Below are 22,164 nucleotides of genomic sequence, written 5' to 3'. Positions count from 1 at the left end.
TATATACCAAAAAACTCCTATTATTCCAATAACTTTAGCGTCCTGAATAAACGGTATTAATAGTGAACACCTCGAAAATGAGCTTGATTTTATTGATTCAAGTACGATAGAATCAACGAACAATCTTCCTCATATGTTCTTCTCTTAACACACCAGGAGGTTAAAAAACAAAGGGGCTAAAGCCATTTTATACATAAACTTTATGAGCAAAATCCTAAATTACGTAAATAATAGGTATAATTGCTAGTATCATGACTACTTAAGGAGGAAAAAAATGACTGAAACTGTGTTTGTTTATGTTACTTATATCGCAACGACACCCGAAAAGCTGTGGGAGGCTTTGACAAGCAGTGATTTTACTGAAAAATACTTCTTCGGCAGCTCTATTCAATCCGATTGGAAAGAAGGCTCAAGCATTACGTATTCGAGGAATGGACAGGTCACTGATCATGGAAACATCCTAAAGTGCGAGCCACAACGGATACTTTCCTTTACATGGAATTATGTGTTTGATAAAACCCCTCGTGAGCATCCGTCACAGGTTACTTTTGAATTGAAACCAATGGATTCGACTGTAAAATTGACGCTAAAGCATGAAAATCTATTACCTTCCGACTTGGTGGATAAGAACGATACCTTCGAAGGATTTAACAATGGGTGGCCAGCCATTCTAAGCAACTTGAAAAGTCTTCTCGAAACAGGAAACACCCTGCCCCCCATTTCAATATAAAGTGAAACTTTAATCAGTGGGGGTTTTTCGACGCACAGGATGTGCTAGTGCCGACGTTGCCACAGGATGTGGCGTTCTTAGTCGGCTTTCATCCCCCACTTAGGTTTCTTTGATTCTCTCGCAACCTTGTAGTGGGGATCTTACTGCCCGTTAATCTGCGATAAACTTGCAAAAAGCTAAGAACAAAATAACATTAACTAGAATAAGCTTCATTTCTATTTGAAAACACCACCTTAGGACTTTGGCGGTGTTTTTTAACTTCTTATATCTACATATTGGAGGATACTCCTTTTTTATTAGGCTATGTTAAAGCTTAGTGTTGATAATGCTATTTTGTTGTTGATTTTCGCTGCAGGCGCGAGACTCCTCGAAAATGCTAACGCATTTCCTTCGTGCGGTGATTATTCTAGGAAGCTTATTCAATGTCCTGCGGGAAAAGCGAGTCAAAGGGAGACCCCGCAGGAGCGAATTTTTCGATAACTGCTGAGATACTTTTTCACACGAATAGAACAACTTTTAAAATAATTCAAACAATTACTTGACAAACTTGTTATTAGAAAATAAAATAAATTATATATTTAGCTAAATAGCTAAATATCTAATAATAAAGTAGGTGGTAATCCTTATGACATTGAATTACACATTTAAAGCATTGTCTGATCCAACTCGACGAAAGATCTTAGATCTTTTAAAAGAAGAGGATTTAACCGCAGGAGAAATTGCTGAACATTTTAATATGACAAAGCCAAGTATTTCACGTCATTTAAATTTATTGAAGCAAGCTGAGTTAATATGGGATGAACGGAAAGGCCAATTTATCTATTACTCATTAAACACAACGGTCTTTCAAGATTTAATGAAGTGGGTTTTACAATTCCAAAATCAAGGAGGAACAGGAAATGAGTAAATTTTTAGGCGCCATTCTATTGGTAGGGTTTGTTATCTCAAGCTTTTTGATTTATCCAATGTTGCCTGATCAAATTCCAAATGCATTTGCTAATTACGGTGAACCTAGCAGTTATTCATCGAAATTTAGCGTAATGATTTCTTTTGGTATAGGCATATTCACTGTTTATTTAACAATGCTCTTTGTATCACGCATTATTCAGTCTAAATACCAACGGTTTCAAAAGGGTATCGAAGGAATTTTTTTGATCATTATCCTTTTGCTATCTGTTGTGTATTCAGGGATCATCGTAAATGGATTGGAGCTTAACTTTAATATGTTACCGCTTGTACCATTAAGTGTAGGGTTATCCTTAATCGTAACAGGAAACGAGATTCAAAGATATAAGGCTAATGATCATACCGCTATTCCTTTAATAAATGCCCACAATGACCTTTGGAATAAAGTTAGACATTTTGTAGCAAAAGGACTTTTCATTGGAGGTTTGTTAATGCTTCCATGTGTGTTTTTTCCTGTAAAATCATTACTCATTATTTTTCTAACGATTTTAGGTTTATTAATTGCTATACTTCTTCTCGGTTCTTACCAAATCTATAAAAAACATTATATAAACCCCTCAAATAAACCCTTTTAACATCCAAGAATAGAAAAAATGGGTCAGTTCCTACTCCTATAGAAAAGTAAGGAACTGACCCTAATCATATTCAATAAAAAAACTGTATCTGGGTAATTTGATCGCCAACTGTTATCCCTAGACCAAAAAATGCAGATGTCCATATTATTGCAGTGGAGTATGAAAGAAGGGCAAATACCTTGTATTTCACCCCACTTATTCCAGCAGCAACAGGAACTAGATAGCGGACGATCGGAATAAAAAAACCAATACAAATCGCAAGATTACCGTATTTATTAAATAACTTTTCAGCCTTTATAAAATGACGATGAGTTTTTTTCCCTTTTAATCTCAAAAGAATTCGTTGACTAAACATCTTGCCAAGTATATAACCAATCGTTACAGCTGTTAATAAACCTGTAAGAATGGAAAAATAGATTATCCAAGGATTCAAAACACCCTCATTCGCCAATACTCCCCCAGTTAGAATTGTAATTTCGTTTGGAACCGGTATCCCAAAAGGACCTAAGCAGAAGGCAAGAAAAAAAATTAAATATCCATACTGATCCACCAGTTGAATAATTGTTTCACTTAGCATTCCTCATTCCCACCTTCACCCTGATGTAAAGTAATACTAAAGGAAATATCTTAGATGCTTACGAGGATCATTCTAAAGAAAATCTAAGAAAAAAAAATCCGCCATAAGGCGGAGATGAACTTCTTGCTCAATAATTTATATGCTTGATACTTAGCTAAAATCAACTGTATTACACATAAAATAATTCGAAAAAGTTAATTCTGAATCTATTTCTTTGTTAGCATGAAGTGGAAATAAAATAATATCACCTTTATAAATGAATTGAAGACCATATATTCCCATTAAGTCCTGCGGTGTACAGAGACTCGGTGATTTACAAAGTAATTCTTTTTTTTCATTTAAAATCGTTGCAACAAATTGAGAGCAAAAATAAGCATTTTCTCTTTTAAGATTATAATTTAGAATAATAGCAAAAATCCCTAGTAAATTGTATTTATAAAAATCTTTCTTTGCCTCTATTTGTCTAACCTTAACCTGCATTTGTTCATATTCCGATTCCGAAATGGCAATGCTGTATATTTCACATTTTGCCTTTTTAAATAGACCAGCCGCTATTTTCTCCCTTACAAACCCTCCGATAAAAGGATTATATCGTTTTTTTCGTCCGAAACTGAATATTTCATTTAATTGATCATCAAAGGATATCGACACATGATTCATAGCCTTTTTCGTATATAATTTTATTAGTTTCGTAAATAGTGTTCCAGTATCTGTGAAAATAAGATAAATCTTTTTGTCCCCCATTTAACTGCACCGCCAAAGTTTATTGTGCTTCATAGCTTTTTACGTTCTCCTTTTGTAAACAAAGTAATACATACTCAATGGCCACCATAGCACACAAAAAATCGGATAAACGGCCCAAATGATATTTGGTGTGGATACAATATTCACAATGATAAAAAACAAGATAACTAAAAGGCTGGCATGGATAGAATATTCAAAGTATGTCTTTTTTTGTGCATGATATAATGTTAGCGGCCACCATAACAGCACAAATGCTGGATATATCGCCCATGGATAGCCTGGTGATAAGGTCACATTCAGGATTGAATAATAAAGAATAATACTCAAGCTTCCAATCCAAGCAACCGTCATTGTACCTGCCTTTTTCTTCCCTAACGAAACAAGAATCGGCCACCAGATAATTGGATATATTGCATATAAAGACCATGGGTAGTTCGGTGATTCTATTAGGTTTTCAGCAATGAGAAACACAATAATGAGCATGCAGCAGAGAACGGAAAATAGCTTGTGTTTCTTTTTCTTCGCACAGTAAACGCCAATCGGCCACAGCAGCAAGCTTACGGAAGGATAAATAAACCAAGGGTAATTGGGACTTGTTAAATAATTGGTAAGCATAATAAAGATTATACTCATCACACTTCCTGCTAAAGCAAAACCAGTATCAAATTTCTTCATACTATGTCCCCCCTTATTTTGAACGCTGCCACTTAAAATACATCGTCAACGGCCACCACAATATCGCAAATGTCGGATAAACAAACCATATATTATCTGGAGTGTAATAAACATTAATAAAAAGAAAAAGTGCAATGATTAGAACGCTTCCCCAAATGGAATACATTAAATTTAATTTTGAATGGGTTTTCTTTACTGGTTGCTTCATACCTAGCTCTTTTTTCAATTCCTCAATATCGCCAAAATCAACGATTGCTTTATTAATTGCATCTTCCTCTTCTTTTCCAAATTCCATTAAATCTGACACTTTCTCTTCAAGATTTTCCAGTACCTCTTGCTTTATTGCTCTTTTTTCCTGACTATCAGGAATATCTTTGAATAACTCATCCACATGATTTTTCAGCTTTTTCACTGTAATCCCTCCAAAAATAAATCCATAATATCCTTTATTTCATTCCACTCGTTAATCATTTCTTTTAAATATGCTTTTCCCAGCGATGTAATTCTATAGTATTTTCTCTTCCCGCCTTTCGAAACACTGCCTAAATAAGATTCAATAAGCTCTTTTTTCTCTAATCTCTGAAACACTGCATATAATGTTGCCTCTTTTATTTGAAATCGATTATCTGTACGTGAACTGATTTCCTTTGATATTTCATATCCATATCTGTCTTCTTCAAGAATCAGCCGCAAAATGATCGAATCCAAATGTCCGCGAATGATATCACTTCTGATCATATTGACACATCCTGTTCATCCACTATTCTATCTGATGGAGTAATATTACTTTAAATTACTCTATCTGTCAAAGTAATTTTGCGAATTTTTTTGAAGTTTTTGTAAAACAGGGCAAATTTGGACAGAACAAATGCGCAAGCGCCTTCGGAACAATTAAAGGACAAATTGTTCCTGAGATGAATATTCAAAGAAGCTTTCCTTTGTGCTCACCTCCGACAAGCACAAGACGAGCCTCACGGAAAGGTGTTCTTTACCTTTCTGGGAGGATTGATCGAAATGTGAAGGCGACTGTTTAGGGACGACTGCATAAGACGAGCTCTGTAAGAAGACGTTCTTTGTCTTCTGGAAGGGATCGGCTTATGACGCGAGTCCCTAGGAGCCGTAACTAGACAAGCTTGTGACCTCGAGGTCGACAAAAGCGCGACGTCCTGTCGCATTGTCGACACTAGTACGTCCTGTACGTCGGAGGTAGGCGCTGGAGCTGAACGTAGATGAACTATATCTCAAGTTATCAACAGATAGCGAAAATTATAATTTTCTATACAATAAAAAAAACACAGTCATTGCATGTAATGACTGTGTTTTCCCTTACAACACTTTTTACTATTTACGAATATTCCCTTAACTAACACGGGGTTCGTCAAGTCCTTTGGCGAATGCCTTAAGTTTTGCCTAAGCTATCTTTTAAGCAGAGACTTTATCGAAACTTTAGATCCACTCAGGGTGCATTGTTTTACGTTTATCCAAAATTCTTGACAGACCCCACCAGCAAGATAGCTTAGGCTGTCAATTTCCGGGGTAAGATGTATGGATTTAGTCTATGAAATGAATAGACTATAATTGAGCCAAACTATCCATAAAATACTTCTTTATTTCAAACCAATCATTACACCGGACATTATATTCTTCATTGATATTGTGTTCTGCAGTATAAAGTATGCCTTGGTTCTTAAAGCTATTTAGTTGATAGATATTATCATCTATTAAAAAGTCTGCCTGAATAACACTTTTATTTCCACAAAAGACAAAATATTGATCATCTAAGAACTCAAAATGCTCTTTTAACCATTCATATTTCGCTTGAAAGGATCCAGGTACCTCCATCGCTGCTGTTGCGATCACAATTTCATAGTGTTCGCTTAACTCTAAAATGGTTTCTCGGCAATTTTCCATAACGGGCAAATCTCGAAAAAAATCTGGATGATTATAGATTTGATTAAACTCTTCTTCTAAATGTGGAAACAAATGATCCAACTTGGCTCCTGTTAAGTCTTCCCTTGTTACATGCATATTAAATTTTTCATTAAATACAAGCAAGCTTTTATGGATCGTGTCGGCCATGACTTCATCCATATCAATTGCGATTCTTTTCAAGATAATACTCCTCTCAAGTAACTTCGTCTCTGTTTTAACGTAATTTGACTAATTTATTGCGATTTAAAGTTGTACAAACACCTTGAGGAAACAGAGTAAATCTTTCAATGGCATTGCCAATCGTCGTTGCTAGCTTAATTGACTCATCATCAGATACATCAATTGCAGTAACAGAAAATTGATCATGATCAATTTCCAGAATTCGAACACTTTGATCGTCTAAAACTGCTGAAATTTGAACAAATGTCCAATTCTCTTTTTCTACAATAGAGTCTGCATGTGTATGCCCGTTAACGTATATACCCTTTCCTCTTTTCTTATTCAGGACTGACCACAAATCAATGGATGGATGGATCGAGAGCATATTTTTATTGGAGTGTGCAGTCGTATCATAGATTGGATGATGGGCAAAGACGATCATTGTTTTTTCCCCAGAATCATCAATTACTTTTTCCAACCATTCTAACTGCTCATTCGTTACCCAACCATCAAAATTAACTGTGTCCAATTCTCTTCCTGTTTCCAATAATAGTAAAATAGCTTCTTCTTCCATGATAAGATTCCCATTCATCTTGGTTAATTCCAATACTTCACGACGGGACATGCTATATACATCGTGATTTCCAAGAGTTTGGTAAAAGGGTTTGTTATAGCTGCGAATGTATTCATATACTTCTTCAAACTCGTCTTTTGTACCAAAGTTCGTCAAATCACCAACCGATACGTACAAATCAGCTTCCTGGTTAAAGAAAGACTTGAGATAGTTGGGATAAAAAGAGTCTCTGCTCTCGATTACATGTTCTTCTAATCTTTTGGTTACTCCATGTCTGCTAGGATAGTGCAAATCCCCCATGACCGCTATTTTCATACTAATTCCTCCTCGTATCTCATCTATTTTATTTAACACCTGTGTAAGTAAACGCTTGGATGATTCTCTTTTGTGCAAAGAAATAAACAATTAATATGGGAATAACAAGGATGACATTTGCAGCCATTACAATATTCCAATCCACCCCAGTCTCGGATGTACGGAGCATTGCAACACCAACTGGAAGTGTTCTCGCATTTTCTGTCGTAGTCATTACTAAAGGCCAGAAATAATCATTCCATCTGGAAATGAAGGTAAATAGCAACATCGTAATAATCGTTGGTTTTGAAAGTGGCATCATGATTTTCCAAACAATTTTTAACTCTGATGCTTTATCCAATCTTGCAGCATCAAGAATTTCATTTGGTACTTGCATAAAAGTCTGTCTCAACATGAAAATACCGAATGCCCCCGAGGCAAAAGGCAAAATCAAACCCCATAAACTATCTAATATTCCCCAGCTGCTCAACTGCAAAAATACGGGTAAAAAGATTAATTGCAATGGAATCATTAACGTAATTAAGGTAATCGCCCAAAGGATTTTCTTTCCAGTAAATTCGTATCGGGCAAATGCATAAGCTGCAGGAACAACGGTAATGACTTGAAGCACCAGCACTCCGAAAGTCACGAGAATACTGTTGATTAGGAATTGGAGAAATGGTCCTGAATTCCAAGCGCTAACAAAGTTATTCCATTGAAAATTTTCTGGAACCAGAGTTGGTGGAATGGACAATGTTTCCGCTACCGTTTTTACACTCGAAGAAACCAACCAAACAAACGGAAAGGCGAAAAATATGATCACCGCCACCAAACCAATTCTCGTAAGTATTTTCTTTAGATTACTCATCCATTGGCCTCCCCATCTAATGATAAAAATGCTTGGACTCTCTATTGATAATGAACTCTGTTACTCAACACTTTAAAGTATAAAATCGTAAGCAACATTAAAATAAACAATAACACCATTCCGGCTGCAGAAGCTGTTCCTAAATGAAAATTGTTAAATCCTTCTTCATAGATGTAATAGACCAAGGTAGTAGTGGAATTGATTGGCCCACCTCCAGTCATAATATCAATGGTTTCAAATACCTGGATTGAATTTATCAAAGCAATGATCGAAATAAAAAAGATAGTTGGTGTTAACATTGGAAAAGTAATTTTACTGAATACCCTCCATTTGGAAGCTTTATCTATAGCTGCAGCCTCATAGAGGTCTTTTGGAATGCTCTGCAAAGCTGCAATAATAATTAAGGTATAGTAGCCCAAGCTTTTCCAGACAGAGACAAAAATCAACGAATACATTGCCACATTTGGATTCGTTAACCAGCCGACAGACTTGACTCCAAATAAAGAAACAATCCAATTAAGCAGCCCATAATCCACATCCATGATCCACATCCATATCATCGAAACGGAAACTAATGAAATAATATGGGGACTAAATACAGCTCCTTGAGCAGCAGTAAAGATTCTGCCTTTTTGGTTTAACCAAATGGCTAAAGGTATTGCAATGATTACGATAAGAGCAACTGTAAAAAATGCATATTTTAACGTATTCCACACCGTTTCATAGAAAATAGGATCAGAAAAGATGCGAATATAATTATCTAATCCTACAAATGGCTTTTCCACACTGATAAAATTCCAACTATGAAAACTTAAATACCCCATATACATTAAGGGATATATATAAAAGACACTGAAAACGAGGATGGCGGGTGCTATGAAAATATATGGCGTTATTTGATGCTTTCTCATGATATGCCCGCCTCTAAAACGGTTTTGTCAGCGTAAACTCTTTGTTCATCGTGATCAAAGTAGTACAAGGAATCAAGTGATAAACAAAGATTCACTTCTTCTCCTAGAGAATAATGAGTCTCGGTAGTTTTAATATTTTGTACTCCATATTTATTTTCTATCTTATAGATCGTTTCTGCACCGAGGATTTCTCTCGTTAAAATTTTGCTGGCAATCTCAATTTCATAGGAATGAAGTATTGAACGACCTAATAGAATACCTTTCTCGGGTCGAAAGCCAAAATAAGATACATGTTGGAAATGAGGTTCCAATCGATTTATTAATTCGCCAATCGGCATAACATTCATCGAAGGTGTCCCCATAAATTGAGCTACAAATATATTCTTTGGATCATTGTAAATGTCTACAGGGGAGCCTATCTGCATAATTTCCCCTCTGTTCATCAGTACAATTTCGTCTGCCATCGACATAGCTTCAACTTGATCATGTGTAACATAAATAAAAGTTGTCTTCAGTTTTTCATGCATTTGAATGAGTTCGGTCCGCATTTCTGCTCTTAATTTTGCATCCAAGTTCGAGAGCGGTTCGTCAAATATATATACATCGGGCCTTTTAACAATTGCTCTAGCTAATGCAACACGTTGTCTTTGACCTCCTGAGAGTTTGCCTGGTTTCGTATCCAAGTATTCCATTAGGCCCACTGTTTCGGCAACATCCTTGACCATTCGATCTCTTTCCACTTTTGGTACCTTTATATTTTCTAGACTGAATTCAATATTCTGCCTCACAGTCATGGTCGGGTATAATGCATAATTTTGAAACACCATGGAAATATTTCGGTCACCAGGTGACATGTGATTGACTAATTTATCTCCAACCCATACTTCACCTTCTGTGATATCTTCCAAACCAGCGATCATCCGAAGCATGGTAGACTTTCCACACCCTGAAGGTCCTACTAATACCGTGAATGATCCATCCTTTATATCCAGGTTTATCTTGTCAATCACCTGTACATTCCTTGTATTTTCTTTTATTTTCTTCTTAAATATATGTATTCTTTTTGGCACTCTTTCATTTGTATTCTGGTAGGTTTTTGATACATTTTTTATTTTAATCCCTGCCATTTTTACACCCTTCCCATTGATCATATCTTTTTAATGATCATTGCGTAGAATCTATGTCCTCAAAACAAAGATTCTAACGTAATGATCGTTTTTTTATATTTTGATATAGATTATTTGTTTTTTAAGAGTGCATTGCTTCTATCTACCGCTCTATCTAATCCTTGCTTCGTGTCGATAGAGTGATCAATGATAAGTCTCTCCACTTCCTGTGGATAAACCTTTTTTTCAATTTCGTTATAACCAGGGATCATTGGACGAGGTTCCGCATACTTCAATTGATCAACCGCAACTTTATACATTGGTTGTTCTGCATGAAGTTTTTGTCTTTCATCCGATTCAATAGACGAATAACGAGTAGGCAAATAACCAGTAACTTTACTTGCATAAAGGTTTTGCTCGGTACCTGTCATAAATTTAATAAATTCCCATGCAGCTTGTTTCTTTTCTTCATCCAGACCAGCCATCATAACGATATTGCTTCCACCAGTATTAACAGCTTGCTTTACATTTTTAGGTAACATGAGTGCAGTTAGTTCAAATCCATTTTCTTCAGCTGCTTGTATCATTTGCGTTAAATTTGCTGTGGAAGCAAACCGGAAAACAGACTTTTGACTTGCAAAATCCTGAAATGCAACATCTGATGCATTATCACCAACTGGAACTTTCCATGCTCCATCAATGACGAGATCCCTCATAAAATCAAGCGCTTCAACACCCGGTTTTTCATTGAAAGTATATTGTGTGCCATCCTTATTTACCATGCTTCCACCAGCTTGAGCGATAAATGCCTCGTAGATCCAGATATCCGATTCCATGGAAACAGCTTTTACTCCATCTTTCGAAAGTTTTCTTGCTGCCTGGGAGAAACCTTCCCACGTTTCCAACTGGCTAACATCAATTCCTGCTTTATCAAGCATTGTTTTGTTTACATACAATAATGGTGTACTTACTAAGTATGGCAGACCATACATTTGATCATCCACATAGGAATTGCCGAGTAGGCCTGGTATAAAGTCTTCAATTTTGACTTCTTCAGAATCAGCTTTGACGAACGGAGTTAAACTCTCGATCATCCCCTCTTTCGCGAAAGTTTCCATCATTATATTTTGACCCACAAATATGTCAGGAGAATTACCTGCAGCAATAGATGCCTGCACTTTTGAATTTACATCAGAATAAGAGCCTTGATTTGTTGCTGTTACATGAATGGCATCTTGGGAATTGTTAAATTTTTCAACTAACCCTTTGTTTGCCTCTTCTGTTGGACCACCATACGCAAACCAATAATTCAATTCAATTTTTTCTTTTTCTCCAGTAGCTACTTCCTTCGTTGATGAGCAAGCGGTTACTGAAAAAGATAATGCTACTGCTAGAAAGATTGCCAATAATTTTTTCAATGTTGTTCCCTCCAAATGTTAACTTTTTTTTATTAGTATCTTTGAACTTTAAATATTTTGAACCAACTCCTATCTAAAAATAAGATAAAAAAAGACCGTAAATAACCTTAAATAAATAAGGTATTTACGGCATCTCCTATTGTTGCCAACTTGCTATTCACTTTATAGTTTCATCATATACACTAAATATTGAGCTCCTATTAACTGCTTGTAAAGATTTTGTCAACCTATCTGTCATAATTCGGTAAATACTCTTATCCCCCAAAATAGCCCTCTAACTGAATTGCATCATTCATTTAATAATCCATACACGCCTCGTTTCCATATTTCTACGTTTGTTGTTGCTAACGAAGCAACACCTATCGATAATGCTTCTTTTGCATAACGTATATCAGTTAGCAATCCACCAGTAACAACAGGTACTGGAGATAACCTGACAATTTCCTCTAAAAGGTCGGTAGCTCTGCAAGGCATGATTTCAAGCATATCGACTTTGATATCATCCAGACTATCTAGTATGTTATGATAAATCCCAGTATCGAATAAAAACACCATCTGTATGACAAAAGCCCCTTTTGATTTCGCCTGTTTCATTACGCTTTTTTTCGTCGTTAAAATTCCAAAAGGTTTGACATACTCAATAATAAAATCAACTCCGTAATGATCTGCTTTTAAACCTTCTATTTTCTCAATATGCAGGATAACTGGAATCTCTTCTTTTTGTAGTATATCTATATACCTTTTAACCGTTAAGATATTTCCCGTCATTAATGTAACAGCACTAATATGCTCTTTATATTTAATCACTTTCTCAATTTGTGAAGGATCATTCACGACCGCAATTAATTTATGCTGTTCCAAACGTTGATAAAAATCATTTTTCTTAAATTTCACCAAAATAGCCTCCTCTAATTGGTAAGACATTGGTTTTCTTTCTTAAGTCCGATCCACTCTTCTTGTTCAAATGTATCATTGTCTCTTTATTCAAAGAATTGAGTTGACAAGAAAAACTGGATTTTGACCATATCAGATCACTAACGAAGTTTCCCATTAATTAGATGAAGATTTTATTGGGCTATTCCCGTTTTTAAGAATAATACTGAATAAGGCATGAGTCAATATGACTCGAGTATGGATCCTATCATCCTATCGGCTAGGGAGCTCCATGAAGCAAGTGTATCTGGTCACCTTCATCGATGATGCCACACAGTTCGTGCTTCACGAGGAGTTGAATCTTTTACACTAAATTGGGGTACGGAAACGATTCAAGGAATAACCTGCCACATCTGAAAATTTTTCCAAATGGGTGATTAATCCCAGCTAATCATTTCCATAGCCACGGCTTTTTCTTCGTGTGGCACCTGTACCCCTATTAGCTTAAATAGGGACAGACTTTGAAAAAAATCTGTCCCTTGAACTCCTTAATCTTTTGCTAACATTACTTTTTCTTGGTTCGGAGCTTTCAAATTGTATATTGGCAATATAGCGAGAAGTCCAAATACAAATAGAATCGCTGCTAATTCGAACATGAAAATGATCGAGAATGATTCCTTTAAAACACCTGCGATACTCATGGTTAATACCATGGATCCAGTGAAAAGTGGACTAAGTGTACCGTTCACTCTTCCAATAAATTCAGACTTTGTATTTTGCAGGATCATTGTATTTATCCCAATTTGAATACATGGGAAGAATAATCCGTTAAAGAATTCAGCCCCTAGTGTAATAGGCAAATTGGTTGAATACCCGACTACAGCCATACCAATGGCATTCGCTAGCATCCCAAGCATTAACAGCCTTTGCGGTGGAACCGACTTTGAGAACATCACAGATGCAGCACCGCCTACGATCATTCCGATTCCGTTCGCCATTAATAGCCATTGCAAATTTTCTTTCGGTAATTCTAACCGCTCTGTAACAAGGAAAATGTTCAGGGGCTGAATTAAACCAATTGCAAGTCCGGCTGCCATAAAACAAAGACCAAGAAGCTTCAATTCCTTTTTAGACATCACATAGCGAATTCCGCTTTTCATTTCCTCAAGTAATGTTGACTCTTTCTTTTCATTTTCCATAGAATGGTCAGCAGGAATAAATGCAAGCATTACTGCTGAAAGAAGGAACGCAACTCCAGTAATTGCAATAGACACGTCGATTCCAAATTGTTGGAAAATAAAGGTTCCAAGCACTGGTCCAAAAACCATAAAAACAGCAAAAATGGTTTGATAAATAGCCATAGCTGATTGAATCAATTCTTCACCCAAATGCATCTTAAATAATTTCATTCCAGATGGCTGAGAGAACTGTGATAATATAGCTGAAATTAATGTAGCAAAGAAGATAATTTTCCATGATCCAAACACAAGCGTAATTAATACCGCAAACACAGAAATGGCACTTAAAATATCACACCAGATCATGGTTCTCTTCGGCCGCCAGCGGTCAGCAAAGGTTCCTCCAATAAAGGAGAAGATGAAAATAGGTGCAAATTCAGCAACTGAAATCATCGAAACCGCAAAGGCATCTCCATTTGTTTTTTCCATAACGAATAAAAGCACAGCAAAATTTCGAACCCAGATTCCTACCTGAAGAAACAAGGAAGATAGGAAAATGGCCCGAACAAAACGATTTTTTAATAATTGTGACATAACATTCCTCTTTTCTGAAGGTGAGAGGTAGGATAGGAGAAAGAACGGCGAATGAACCGAATCCTTGATTGAAACCTCTCTCTCAACGCTTAACATTTTTCTATAGAACAAGAATAGCCGAAGCGCCTTCGTAACAATCAAAGAACGGATTGTTTCTGGCAGGCTGCTTACGCTAGACATAATAAACTCCCATCCGCCATTTTGGATGGGAGTCGTCAAAAACCATAGAAAAAGACATAGCACACCAGTACTATTGTAATGATCATCTTTTTTCTAAAAAAGTATAGACTAATCCCATTCAAATATGACTTCGCAAATTTACGAATGTACTTTTGAAAACGGGATTAGTTGATCATCGCCCTATGGTCACCCTCTCGTGTAATAGTGTAAATATCTTACACTTTTTTATTTTGATTTTCAAGTTTTATTTTGTATTTTTTTTACAAAAATTATTAAATTTAAGTTAAGCAGGCAAATTAATCATCGATTTTTTCGTAGATCTACCGTGTTGGTCATTCTCAATTGTCACGATAATAGATGGTTGGAAAAATGCATTTCTACAGAGACTATACTATCTCAACCAATTCATGTTAATTATTTTATTGACATAAAACCAAATGGTTGTATATAATCAAAAAAGAGAAACCAATTAGTTTCATATTAATTCTAGAAAGAGAGATCATTGAAATGGAAAATAAAGTACCTGACATAAAGAAAACAATTATTTTTGAAGCTCCTATTCAAAAAGTATGGGATGTTGTATCTACTTCAGAAGGAATTGCATCATGGTTCATGCAAAATGACTTTCAACTAGAGGTGGGACATGAGTTCCATATACAATCGCCATTTGGTCCATCTCCATGTAAAGTATTAGAAATCAATGCTCCATATCATCTATCCTTTTCTTGGGATACAGATGGTTGGATCGTTTCATTTACACTAAAGGAAATTGGGGACAAGACGGAGTTTACACTGATTCATGGCGGATGGAATCAATCTGATACAGTTGTTCCAAAAGCAGGGGAAAATGCTGCTGTTATTCGTGATAGAATGAATGGCGGCTGGGAAGCGATTGTTAATGAAAAACTTCGTAAAGTCGTTGAAGGTTAATGTCTGCTTTACAAAAGTACGATATTTATCAAGCGATTGCCGATCCCACCCGTAGAGAGGTTCTGAAATTACTTGCTGAGAAAGAACGGCCGATTTCAGAAATCACCTCCCACTTTCCAATGAGCAGAACTGCCATCGCAAAGCATCTTCATGTTCTATCAGAAGCCGAATTGGTTGTGGGGAAAAAAGTCGGCAGAGAAAAGCGTTATCGATTGCAGCCAGAACCTTTCTCTGAACTAAAACAATGGCTTTCTTATTTCGATCAATTCTGGGGCAACAAGCTATCGATTCTAAAGCATGTAGTTGAAAAAGGAGAAAAAGAAGAATTGAAAGTAATAAAAGCAGAATATGAAAGCTAAAATAGGAATACACATTTCATTTTTTTGCGAACAGTGCCAGTCACTGTTCGTTTTTAATTGGAAAATATTATATTTAATTCAAATTGTAACCTTTCCTTTCACTTAACGTCTTATTCAAGGAGAACCGGAAAAAATTCAAGGAGGAGACAAATGAAAAGAATAGGTATATTAGCAACAGCAGCTTTGGTTTCTGGATTGGCATTTAGCAATCATTCAGGATTTGCTGCCAATAAACCTGCAGACACAAAAGGGATCTCTATAAAAGAACCTGCTCAACAAATCGAGACATCCAAATTCATCAAATTTTCTGGAACCATTAAGAATATTGAAAAAGATAAGAAATCATCTCGGTTACTGGTTGAAAATCAAAATGAATCCTTAGAAATGGTTTTCCCAATCACAGATGAAGTATTGCTTTTCGACAACGGCAAAGGAGAAAAACATAAAAAAGATACACTTGAAAAAGGAATGAAGGTCGAAGCCTATTATGATAAAAATAAGCCAATGCCTCTTATTTATCCTGCTACCATTACACCTGAAGTAATGATTGTGAACGGCAAAGAGATGGGACAAATTAAAATATCAAAATATGATAAAAATCTCATAAGCCTTGATAATGAGCTTAAATTGAATATTTCTAAAGATACAATACTCTTAAATGAAAAGGGAGAAACAATTAAGAAAGCTGACCTAACAGGCAAGGAATTAATCGTATTCTACAATATCTCAACCAGAAGCATTCCAGCCCAAACAACCCCTGTAAAGATCATTGCTCTAGAGTATACTGACGAAAAGTTGGTGGAAATGCAACAGATTATTGATGAAGACCATTATTTTAAAGACGAAACAAAAATGATCCCTATTAGAAAAGTAGCAGAGCATTTAGGCTACAATGTGAAATGGAATGATAAACAGAAAAACTTTTTAGTAAGTAAGCAAAATCGCTCATTTCTTATCTCAATTGGCAAGAAGGAATACAGTTACAATCGTAGTATAAAATATTTTGACGTAGCTCCTGAAATTAAAAATGGGAAATCCTATGTATCAGAGGAATTCCTTGACATGTTGTTAATGAAATAATTTATCTTTTATAAGTAAAGCTGGCCCAAATCTTGTTTTACCTGCAATTTGGATCAGCTTTTTTGCTGTGCAGTTATCCCTTTTCAATGAATAGGAATATTTTTCATAAATCACTACTATCCATCTTTATATAATGAATAAATTACACTTAATGAGCAGGTGATTTCCTTGAAAAAAGCATGGCTAGTAGCATTTATCAGACTACCTTTGCTCTTTATCTGTTTAATGGTTCTGTATTTATTGTTTCATTTTTTGGGAAAAAAATCTGCTTTCACTTTACTCCCTATCCTATCAACACTTTCCTTTACAATCGTCAATATCGTTTGTTTTATATTGTTGTATCTTCTATTAAAAAAAGAAGGCCAATCAATGAAAAAATTAATCGGATTTCGTTCTGATTTTTTAGTAAAAGATATTTTATTCGGTTTTTTGTGGTTACTTGTCTTATATATTCCTTTTCTGTTGGCAGTTACGGGAACGATGTTTCTCCTATATGGAACGGATTTATTCCAGCACTTTCAAACAGTCTTTGTGGGGGATGAAGAATCCATTTCTTTAGCAGTACCGAGATGGCTAATATGGATGACTGCTAGCGTATCCGCAATTTTCCCTTTTTTAAATGCACCCATTGAAGAGCTCATGTATCGAGGATATTCCCAGCCACTTTTTATCAAAGAGTACGAAAAAGTATGGATCGGCATTGTCATTCCGTCCATAGGTTTTGCATTGCAACATATTATCTTAGCGACTACTCTACAGGGGGCTATTGTATATGCTGTTGCATTCTTTTTATGGGGAATCGGCAGCGGGATTATCTATCACAAACAAAAAAGGCTATTTCCTTTAATCATCTGTCATTTCATCGTCAATATCACATTCGGGATAATGCCGATTGTATTCCTTGTTTTAGGGACTTAAAGGAAATACGGGCGAGCATATATTGATTAATTTTTATGGGCTCATTGATGGACTCTTTGTTACCGTTATACGGATAAAATGATAATAACGGGCTCATCGTGTGTTTTCCTGCAAAAAAGAATGGAAGCGGCACGACAAATAAAAATAACCCGATCCTTTAATACAGAACCGGGCTTAAGTCTTGCTTAAATTTTAATAATCACAGTTTTTAAATCGATTATTGTTTCATTCCTGTATAAATAAGAATAGCATCTCTTAGAAATTCAGCTGTTCCCGGCTGCTCTTTATCATAATGAGCTGTAAATCTTTCATCATCAACATACATTTGTGCAAGTCCAGCATGTGCTTCCTTGCTGTATTCGCTCCAATAGTAGCATAGCCATTGCTTATGCAAATCTGTTGCTTTCTGAGCTAATTCACTCGCTGGATCCCCTGTTGCAAATGCTTTAGCTAATGTCACCTGGACCTCATTCGCCAAGTTCGTCACTTCTTCATTCTCTTTCTGAGTCATGTTCATAAACTTGGCATTGGATTTATCAACTATATCGTTTCCGTACTTGTCACGAATTTCTTTCCCGTATTTTTTCTCATTGTCCTCGACCATTTTTTTCTTAAACCCTTCAAATTTCTCTTTATCTGACATATGAATTCTCCCTTCCGTTAAAGCAATTGTTTTCTCAACATTGGCGATGAGCAAATCTAATTGTTGTCTTTTTTCAAGGAGTTTTTCGCGATGTTCTTTCAGTGCAATCGCTCCCTCAAACGAAGGCGAAGTAACGATATTCTTTATGCTATCTAAACTAACGCCTAGTTCCCTGTAAAAAAGAATTTGCTGTAATCGGTCAACCTCCTCTTGCCCATAAATCCGGTATCCAGATGAATTAATTCTTGCCGGCTTAAGAATTTCAATTTCATCATAATACCTTAAGGTTCGGGTGCTGACACCTGCTAATCTTGCTAGCTTTTGCACTGTATATTCCATTCGCTCACCTCCTTTTTTAATTCAAGAAGTTAAACCTTCTATAATTAAAATTTACACCTTTACGCAACGTGAAGGTCAACAGCTATTTTTAATTGTTTTTTAGTTTTTCTATTCATCTTATATACTGCTGATATTTCTCGGCATCCGCTTTCCTGCAGTCCACCTTGAGGAGCGTTCCACTAGCCTCATATTCAGTTGTTAGAACATGACTTTGTTCATTAAAATATGAGACAACTTCTCCTTCTGAGTAAGGAATAAGGAATTCACAATTAATATAATCATCAAAAATTTGATTACTAATGAGTTGGCTTAGTTGATCCAATCCAATCCTATTTTTAGCCGACAAATATACTCGATCATGATGAATAGATGGAAAGCTTCCCTCCATTAAATCAGCTTTATTATAGGCATAGATAATCGGAATATCTTTGATACCAATATCGGCTAATACATGATTCGTAAGCTTCTTCTGTTCCTCATGATAAGGATTCGAATAATCAATCACATGAATGAGCAAATCTGCTTCTATCACTTCTTCTAATGTTGAACGGAATGCTTTTACGAGATGATGAGGAAGCTTATTGATAAAGCCCACTGTGTCCGTTAATAAAAAAGTTTTATTATTCTTTAGCTTTATTTTTCTGACAGATGTTTCTAAAGTGGCGAACAGCATATTCTTTTCAATAACTTGTTTATCTGCTCCTCGACTGAATTTTTCAAGCATCGCGTTCATGATCGTAGACTTTCCAGCATTCGTGTAGCCCACGAGTGAAACGACTGGAATCTCATTTTTGGTGCGCTTCTTTCTTTGCGTTTTACGTTGTGCCACTAACTTCTCAAGCTCTTTTGTTAATTTAGCAATTTTCTCTTCTACTTTCCGTCGATCAAGCTCTAATTTTGTTTCACCGGCGCCCCTATTTTTTAACCCTGCCCCTCCACCTTGACGGCCTAAAAATTCGCGCATGCCAATTAGTCGAGGAAGCATATATTTTAACCTTGCCACTTCTACTTGAAGCTGGGACTCTCGCGTTTTTGCCCGACTTGCAAAAATGTCTAAGATTAACATTGTACGGTCTATTACCTCGCATTCAAGCTCCGATTCTAAATTTCGAATTTGCGAAGGAGATAGCTCATCATCGCATATGACCATATCCGCATCTTTCTCTTTAAGCAAATTATGCAGTTCTTGTATCTTTCCAGTACCAATGTAATGGCTTTTATTTACTTGATTCAAATTCTGCGTCATTTTTCCAAGTACGTTGACATTGCATGCAGCAGTTAAATTTCCGAGCTCTTGCATCGAGTATACAAAGTCTTCTTGATTATTGTTTACATTCACACCTACTAAAATAGCTTTTCTTTCCATATATTAATCACTCCGTTCAAATTAGAAAAGCGTAAGCGCCTTGATCACCCCCGACAAGCATAAGACTGGCCGACGAGAAGGTTGTTCTTTAACCTTCTTGGCGGACTGGCTTATGACCTCGAGGGGGTAGGCACTGGAGCTAGACATTTCTCTAACTCTAAAAAGTTGCGTTTTCCTTTATTATTAAAAAAACACAAGCTAGCTGCCTGTGTTTGAGTAAACGAAAAATATAACAAAATAAACCTAATAAGGATGGTTAACAAACCATCCAAAATCGGTGGATGAATGGTCTTCACATGCATATGATGGGCAATTATGAAGATAGCCCATTAGAACATATGAAATTTTTCCATTTTTTTAGACAACAAAAAAGAGAGGAGAATCGTCTCTCCCCTCTTTTCACGTATGCCGAAAAATTAGGTTCCCTTAAAAAGGCAGACCAATCCCGTTTACTCTGCACAGCAGGCAGAGCCTTAACCGTATTAAATTACTGGTTAAAAGTTTGGAATCGAAGTCTGCAATATGACACTAGGGAACCCTCCGTTCTTTGTAAGTTGAATTTATTTTAACACGCAAAAATAAATATCACAATAGATTTCCCATATATGTTTACTTCAGGTAATATAAGTGCAATAATTTCTTTAGAATAACCCTATTGTCTTAGCCAAAATCCTAAATTGGAGAAGGTGACCGGTTTTCGAAAAAAAGACCTTGCGCAGGCACCAATCAGGTGCTTTTGGGACCACCCCCACACAAAAACAGACTCGTTTGGCATCACCTGATCACTTTCATGAGCGATAACCACCAAAAGAATTGGGCACCGCTACTTACTGATATGCTTTTACTCCTAATAATGTTTCTAGATCTACTATCTCAAAATTCTGTTCTTGCAATGCTTCAATAATAAGAGGGAGTGCTTTTGCCGTCTCTGTCTTTTCGGAATCAGAATGCATTAGAATGATATCCCCATTTCGAACATTTTCGATTACGTTGTTTACAATATTACTAGACTCCTTTTGTGACCAGTCAAGTGTGTCAATGGACCACAGAACGATGGAATAGCCTTCTTGTTCAGCGATGGACGCAACCTTATCATTCGTTTCTCCATATGGCGTGCGGAGAATAGCTGGCTCTTGCCCTATTACTGCTTGAATAGCATTTCCTGCCTGGTCCACTTCCGCTTGAATCTTTTCTTTACTTAAGCTTGTTAAATCGACGTGATTGTAGCTATGGCTCAAAACTAAATTACCTTTAACATAGGCTTCCTTTACGACATCCGGGTATTTCTTTACCTCGCTGCCTAAAAAGAAAAAATTACCCTTAACCTTATATTCATTTAATATATCAATTATAGCTGGAGTGACAATCTCATCTGGTCCATCATCAAATGTTAAAGCCACCATTTTTTTATTAGGGCCATTTGTGTACACATTTTCATGCTCATTGGAGAACTGAACAATTTGCTCTCGCCAATTTTGCATTTTTCCCCAAGCTTGGGCTGTTAGCTGATTCGATTTTCCTTTTATATCTAGTTTATACTCGTCATCTGTATGCTTATTTACGATTTTCCTTTGTGAATTGAAAACAGATATATGATCAATTCCCTTCATGTTTTTTGGTATAATCAGTTTCAGTTCAATGCTTTCATTTAATTTATATACATAAATATACTCATCATTTACCATTCTAATATCCATTGGCTCACCAAAAGCTTCTTCTGCCTCTTTAACCGTAACGGTTCTTAAATCTTTCGCGTAGGAACGGATATCAAATACCTGTCCTAACTCATTAAACCCTAGAACAACATTCTTGTTCTTGTAGGTTGCATAATAACCAAATCCCACTTTATCGACTTGATCTGGCTCTCCCCACTCGGCTTTAACTTGTTTCATCGAGCTATTCAACACATTATACGGACTATCTGACGTCATCCCTTTTTGTGCTCTTGCCATTACTTCATCCAGATATGCAGTTTGGGGAGGCTTCTCCTCTTTAGGGTGTGAGGCATTCTCCTGCGGCTGTGTTTTTTCTGCAGGGGGTATTTTTTCCGATTGGCAAGCTAAAGTTACGGTAAAAAAAACTAAACATAATATCAGAGTCATTATTCTTTGCTTATACAATTCGTCCACCTCCCTCAGGTTCATCCAATCTATTATTGCTATAAACCTTTATGCC

General features: G+C 36.2%; 23 protein-coding genes. 7 read left to right on the top strand and 16 right to left on the bottom strand.

Annotated features, from left to right (window positions below):
• The first annotated feature begins 274 nt into the window (after positions 1-274).
• The 3 genes from KHA94_RS10545 (at position 275) to KHA94_RS10535 (ending at position 2,271) form a co-directional block, all read left to right on the top strand.
• On the top strand, positions 275-730 hold the full coding sequence (locus tag KHA94_RS10545; RefSeq protein WP_213102050.1) for an SRPBCC family protein: 456 nt from the start codon (positions 275-277) through the stop codon (positions 728-730).
• A gap of 631 nt (positions 731-1,361) precedes the next feature.
• Entirely contained in the window at positions 1,362-1,637 is a 276-nt protein-coding gene (locus tag KHA94_RS10540; protein WP_213102284.1) for an autorepressor SdpR family transcription factor, read from the top strand.
• Entirely contained in the window at positions 1,630-2,271 is a 642-nt protein-coding gene (locus KHA94_RS10535; protein ID WP_213102049.1) for an SdpI family protein, read from the top strand. Before KHA94_RS10540 ends, KHA94_RS10535 begins: the two co-directional genes overlap by 8 nt.
• Positions 2,272-2,341: 70 nt before the next feature.
• Here the strand turns inward: KHA94_RS10535 and KHA94_RS10530 are convergent, their stop codons facing one another.
• The 13 genes from KHA94_RS10530 to KHA94_RS10470 form a co-directional block, all read right to left on the bottom strand.
• A complete protein-coding gene (locus KHA94_RS10530; RefSeq protein ID WP_213102048.1) occupies positions 2,342-2,848 on the bottom strand; it encodes a DedA family protein in 507 nt (168 codons plus the stop codon).
• 150 nt (positions 2,849-2,998) lie between these two features.
• Positions 2,999-3,592, bottom strand: coding sequence for a hypothetical protein (locus KHA94_RS10525; RefSeq protein ID WP_213102047.1), 594 nt, complete (start codon positions 3,590-3,592; stop codon positions 2,999-3,001).
• A gap of 39 nt (positions 3,593-3,631) precedes the next feature.
• A complete protein-coding gene (locus KHA94_RS10520) occupies positions 3,632-4,267 on the bottom strand; it encodes a hypothetical protein (RefSeq protein WP_213102046.1) in 636 nt (211 codons plus the stop codon).
• Between the two features lie 13 nt (positions 4,268-4,280).
• Positions 4,281-4,679 carry a permease prefix domain 1-containing protein gene (locus KHA94_RS10515; protein ID WP_213102045.1) on the bottom strand — a complete coding sequence of 133 codons (399 nt, stop codon included), beginning with the start codon at positions 4,677-4,679 and terminating at the stop codon, positions 4,281-4,283.
• The gene (locus tag KHA94_RS10510; protein ID WP_213102044.1) at positions 4,676-5,005 is read right to left on the bottom strand and encodes a PadR family transcriptional regulator; all 330 of its coding nucleotides are present in this window, start codon (positions 5,003-5,005) and stop codon (positions 4,676-4,678) included. The genes KHA94_RS10515 and KHA94_RS10510 overlap by 4 nt, the downstream gene beginning before the upstream one ends.
• 834 nt (positions 5,006-5,839) lie before the next feature.
• Positions 5,840-6,385, bottom strand: a complete 546-nt coding sequence (locus KHA94_RS10505; RefSeq protein WP_420828158.1) for a 5' nucleotidase, NT5C type — start codon at positions 6,383-6,385, stop codon at positions 5,840-5,842.
• A 28-nt stretch (positions 6,386-6,413) separates the two neighbouring features.
• The gene (locus KHA94_RS10500) at positions 6,414-7,247 is read right to left on the bottom strand and encodes a metallophosphoesterase family protein (protein WP_213102042.1); all 834 of its coding nucleotides are present in this window, start codon (positions 7,245-7,247) and stop codon (positions 6,414-6,416) included.
• 28 nt (positions 7,248-7,275) lie between these two features.
• Complete coding sequence (locus tag KHA94_RS10495; RefSeq protein WP_213102041.1) at positions 7,276-8,094, bottom strand: carbohydrate ABC transporter permease; 819 nt, start codon at positions 8,092-8,094, stop codon at positions 7,276-7,278.
• A 41-nt stretch (positions 8,095-8,135) separates the two neighbouring features.
• Positions 8,136-9,005: a carbohydrate ABC transporter permease gene (locus KHA94_RS10490; RefSeq protein ID WP_213102040.1), complete on the bottom strand. Its 870-nt coding sequence runs from the start codon at positions 9,003-9,005 to the stop codon at positions 8,136-8,138.
• Entirely contained in the window at positions 9,002-10,132 is a 1,131-nt protein-coding gene (locus tag KHA94_RS10485; RefSeq protein WP_213102039.1) for an ABC transporter ATP-binding protein, read from the bottom strand. Before KHA94_RS10485 ends, KHA94_RS10490 begins: the two co-directional genes overlap by 4 nt.
• Before the next feature lie 110 nt (positions 10,133-10,242).
• Positions 10,243-11,529 carry an ABC transporter substrate-binding protein gene (locus tag KHA94_RS10480; protein ID WP_213102038.1) on the bottom strand — a complete coding sequence of 429 codons (1,287 nt, stop codon included), beginning with the start codon at positions 11,527-11,529 and terminating at the stop codon, positions 10,243-10,245.
• A 288-nt stretch (positions 11,530-11,817) separates the two neighbouring features.
• On the bottom strand, positions 11,818-12,423 hold the full coding sequence (locus tag KHA94_RS10475; RefSeq protein ID WP_338030743.1) for a glycerol-3-phosphate responsive antiterminator: 606 nt from the start codon (positions 12,421-12,423) through the stop codon (positions 11,818-11,820).
• Positions 12,424-12,950: 527 nt separating this feature from the next.
• Positions 12,951-14,174 (bottom strand): MFS transporter, encoded by a 1,224-nt coding sequence (locus tag KHA94_RS10470; RefSeq protein ID WP_213102036.1) that lies wholly within the window; start codon positions 14,172-14,174, stop codon positions 12,951-12,953.
• Between the two features lie 681 nt (positions 14,175-14,855).
• Between KHA94_RS10470 and KHA94_RS10465 the strand changes: the two genes are divergently transcribed.
• The 4 genes from KHA94_RS10465 to KHA94_RS10450 all read left to right on the top strand — a co-directional run bounded on the left by KHA94_RS10465 (position 14,856) and on the right by KHA94_RS10450 (position 17,641).
• Positions 14,856-15,284 carry an SRPBCC family protein gene (locus KHA94_RS10465; RefSeq protein ID WP_213102283.1) on the top strand — a complete coding sequence of 143 codons (429 nt, stop codon included), beginning with the start codon at positions 14,856-14,858 and terminating at the stop codon, positions 15,282-15,284.
• Positions 15,284-15,643, top strand: coding sequence for an ArsR/SmtB family transcription factor (locus KHA94_RS10460; protein ID WP_213102035.1), 360 nt, complete (start codon positions 15,284-15,286; stop codon positions 15,641-15,643). Before KHA94_RS10465 ends, KHA94_RS10460 begins: the two co-directional genes overlap by 1 nt.
• 150 nt (positions 15,644-15,793) lie before the next feature.
• Positions 15,794-16,723 carry a copper amine oxidase N-terminal domain-containing protein gene (locus tag KHA94_RS10455; RefSeq protein ID WP_213102034.1) on the top strand — a complete coding sequence of 310 codons (930 nt, stop codon included), beginning with the start codon at positions 15,794-15,796 and terminating at the stop codon, positions 16,721-16,723.
• A 369-nt stretch (positions 16,724-17,092) separates the two neighbouring features.
• Positions 17,093-17,641: a CPBP family intramembrane glutamic endopeptidase gene (locus KHA94_RS10450; RefSeq protein WP_213102033.1), complete on the top strand. Its 549-nt coding sequence runs from the start codon at positions 17,093-17,095 to the stop codon at positions 17,639-17,641.
• Positions 17,642-17,858: 217 nt separating this feature from the next.
• Here KHA94_RS10450 and KHA94_RS10445 read toward each other — a convergent pair whose 3' ends face one another.
• The 3 genes from KHA94_RS10445 to KHA94_RS10435 all read right to left on the bottom strand — a co-directional run bounded on the left by KHA94_RS10445 (position 17,859) and on the right by KHA94_RS10435 (position 22,109).
• A complete protein-coding gene (locus KHA94_RS10445; RefSeq protein WP_213102032.1) occupies positions 17,859-18,623 on the bottom strand; it encodes a MerR family transcriptional regulator in 765 nt (254 codons plus the stop codon).
• A gap of 112 nt (positions 18,624-18,735) precedes the next feature.
• Positions 18,736-19,989: a GTPase HflX gene (hflX, locus tag KHA94_RS10440; protein ID WP_213102031.1), complete on the bottom strand. Its 1,254-nt coding sequence runs from the start codon at positions 19,987-19,989 to the stop codon at positions 18,736-18,738.
• 827 nt (positions 19,990-20,816) lie between these two features.
• Entirely contained in the window at positions 20,817-22,109 is a 1,293-nt protein-coding gene (locus KHA94_RS10435) for a polysaccharide deacetylase family protein (protein ID WP_213102030.1), read from the bottom strand.
• Positions 22,110-22,164: the final 55 nt, after the last annotated feature.

The organism is Cytobacillus citreus, from assembly GCF_018343665.1.
GTDB classification, from domain to species: domain Bacteria; phylum Bacillota; class Bacilli; order Bacillales; family Cytobacillaceae; genus Cytobacillus; species Cytobacillus citreus.
This window is presented reverse-complemented; position numbering and strand designations above follow the sequence as displayed.